The organism is Spirosoma utsteinense, from assembly GCF_014282275.1.
Classification (GTDB): Bacteria; Bacteroidota; Bacteroidia; order Cytophagales; family Spirosomataceae; genus Spirosoma; species Spirosoma utsteinense.
On record NZ_VFIA01000114.1, the window covers coordinates 1 to 2,937 of the forward strand.

Sequence of the window (2,937 nt, forward strand, 5' to 3'; positions counted from 1 at the left end):
CCGTCCGCAACAAGCTGATTCACCGGGTTTGTGCGGTTGTTCGACGGGGTGAAAAATATGACAAAAATTATGCGCCAGCCTTTTCATAACCCATAGAAATCGGTGCGGCAACGGGAAGACCACAAAAACGGTCAAATCCAGTGCCGGTCTGTTGGATTTGATCACCCCCCGCGATCGGGTTGGCAGTTACCAGCCACAACTCGTCCCCAAGCGGCAGGTCGTGCTCACCCCCCAATTGGAGCAAAAGGTCATTTCACTTTACAGCGTGGGTAACAGTTATTCTGACATCAGCCAGCACCTGCAGGAGATGTACGGCTATGCGCTCTCTGACAGTGAGTTGACGGCCATTACTGACAAAGTCATTCCGGCCATGCGGGACTGGCAGAATAGGCCCTTAGAGAGTCTCTACACGCTGGTCTGGCTCGATGGCATCTACTACAAAGTCCGTCAGGAAGGTAAAGTAGTAACACGAGTGTTATATAGCGTGATCGGGCTGAATTTGTCGGGCAAAAAGCAAGTATTAGGTATCTATACGGCTGAGAGTGAGTCAGCTAAGTTCTGGTTATCGGTCTTGAGTGACCTCAAACAGAGGGGAGTGGAAGACCTCCTGATTACCTGTGTGGACGGGTTGAAGGGCTTTGATACGGCCATCACCAGCGTTTTCCCCGCAGCGACCGTCCAACTTTGTATCGTCCACCAGCTTCGAAACTCGTTCCGCTTCGTGCCCGATAAGCTCCTTCAAGACTTTGCCCGTGATCTGAAGACGGTTTACCAAGCCCCGGATCGGACGCAAGGGATGGAAAACTTACTGCTGGTGCAGGAGAAATGGGGCCATCTTTACCCGAAAGCGGTGCAGCCCTGGCTGGAGAAATGGGAATTACTATCGCCCTTTTTTGACTACCCGGCTGCCATCCGCAAGGTGATGTACACGACCAATACGGTCGAGGGCTACCACCGGCAGTTACGCAAAGTAACAAAAACGAAGGGGGCTTTTAGTTCGGACCTGGCCTTGCAAAAACTGGTCTATCTGACGATCCAGAACCTGCAAATCAAGTGGGAAACGACAACCTACAACTGGAAGGAAATTATCAACCAATTCAGCATTATTTTTGAGGACCGCATTAAACCCCATCGCTTCGACTAAACCCCGCTGACACAGTTCAGCGAGCACTCCCGGGCTATCTTGTTCACAAGCAAACGAACGTATCTATAGTAACAAAAGGGCTTAAAAGCATAAGCGCCTAAGCAATAGCCCGTGGTTTTGGCACCGTTAGAATGTCCTCGCCCAACGCTTCCTCGATCCGGATGATCGTTTTCAGCTCTAAATTGTGGGTACCACTAACCCATTTGCTGATTTCAGACTCTGACTTGTGTAGAGCAACCGCCAAGTCTTTCTGACTCATACCCTTTTGCTCAAGAATAGCATGAATACGATCCGCTACATCGAGCATCTTGTTGACTAAGCGCCGAGTCTGATCGGGAGTCCGGCTGGCAATCCGGTCGAATGCGTCCATAATATTCTGTTTGTTAAGCTAGTAGTTCAATTCGGTCCATGTCTACGATCTGTTTACCATCCAGTAGCAGATCTCCAGATTGAGTAAGCTCAGTGAGTTGTAGAGCGATTTTATTGGCAAATCGAAAATGAGTCATTAGTTCAGGACTCTTCTGTACGGTCTGACTCACTTTACGTCCTCCGTTAGCCAAGATGACAACCTCGTCAGATAGCCGAATACAATACAGGCGAAACTGACAATAATCGTTGCCTAACTCCGCCATGATGCGAGCAGGAGGTGGTAGGGCGGATGCCGCATTTTCAAATCGAAAGTATCGAGCCCTCGCCCCCCGTCTCTGGCCGATCTCCTGAATCCAGGCTACCAGTAAGTTCAAATCAGGCGCTAACGGCTCTTCTTGTTCAAAACGGGTAAAAAAACTATCGGTCTCCGATTGTTCTTTGCCTTCCACCTGTAGGGTGTAATAAGCTACTCGTTCGAACATTTTAAAAAGACGAATCGTTACAAAATTATTCACTTTTAAGTTAAGTATTTATCAGCGAAGGTAGTTTTTATCCGTGATTAAATCTAAAGATTCATGCGGTTAAAAGTACTTGCTTAGAGGGGTTATGTCCTTACCCCCTCTGGTGAGCCAGTTTTGACTGGAGTTTAAGCCGCCTGTGAGGTCCTCCCGAAAAGCGTTCCAGTCAAAGATTGAGGATCGGACGTTCATTTGTTGGTTTTTCCTTCCCCTTTCCAACTTCATCTGGGGTTAAGCCACCAAGAGAGCTGTGGGGTCGGAAGCTGTTATATTCTTGCCTCCAGTGTTCAATTTTTTCCCGAGCATCATCCAGCGATAAGAACCAGTGAGCGTTCAAGCACTCATCCCGGAAACTACCGTTAAATGACTCGATGAACGCATTATCCGTTGGCTTTCCAGGTCTTGAAAAGTCCAGCGTCACTTTGTTATCATAAGCCCACTTATCCAGAAGCTTTGAGATAAATTTACTGCCATTATCAACCGCTCAGGCGGCCCTGTTGAATACGTTCAGGAACAGTTAAATATAACGATTGTAGGCGATTCATTACAGCAACTACATCTTCCGATTTTAAAGAATGGCCAACATGAATCGCTAGGCATTGACGACTATAATTATCCACTAAAGTTAAGGACCGAATTTTGCGGCCGTCAAAGAGCTGATCGGCCACAAAATCCATACTCCAGCACTGATGGATACTGGAGAGTTGAGGGCGTTCCAAACGGTGTGCAGCGGCTCGGTTACGACGGGGACGCTTGCTTCTGAGATGCAATCCTTCTTCACAATACACCCTATAGGAGAGCATAAAAAAGCCTGGGGTGGAGCAACGATTTTCGTACTTTAGGGTAAGCCTGTTGTCACCCCATGAAAAAGACAAAACGGCCGACACCTGAACCTGTTCCGGCTAA

Annotated in this window: 3 protein-coding genes and 1 pseudogene; 1 reads left to right on the plus strand and 3 read right to left on the minus strand. The window is 48.0% G+C overall.

The window, feature by feature from the left end; all coding sequences use genetic code 11:
• Positions 1-85 precede the first annotated feature (85 nt).
• Positions 86-1,144 (plus strand): IS256 family transposase, encoded by a 1,059-nt coding sequence (locus FH603_RS27835; protein WP_186742589.1) that lies wholly within the window; start codon positions 86-88, stop codon positions 1,142-1,144.
• Between the two features lie 97 nt (positions 1,145-1,241).
• Here FH603_RS27835 and FH603_RS27840 read toward each other — a convergent pair whose 3' ends face one another.
• From FH603_RS27840 to FH603_RS28835, 3 genes and pseudogenes are all read right to left on the minus strand, one after another.
• Positions 1,242-1,514 (minus strand): helix-turn-helix domain-containing protein, encoded by a 273-nt coding sequence (locus FH603_RS27840; protein ID WP_186742585.1) that lies wholly within the window; start codon positions 1,512-1,514, stop codon positions 1,242-1,244.
• A gap of 13 nt (positions 1,515-1,527) precedes the next feature.
• Positions 1,528-2,028 (minus strand): hypothetical protein, encoded by a 501-nt coding sequence (locus FH603_RS27845; protein WP_186742587.1) that lies wholly within the window; start codon positions 2,026-2,028, stop codon positions 1,528-1,530.
• 169 nt (positions 2,029-2,197) lie between these two features.
• Positions 2,198-2,825 (minus strand): annotated as a pseudogene (locus FH603_RS28835) (IS3 family transposase); the annotation flags it as partial.
• Between the last annotated feature and the right edge of the window lie 112 nt (positions 2,826-2,937).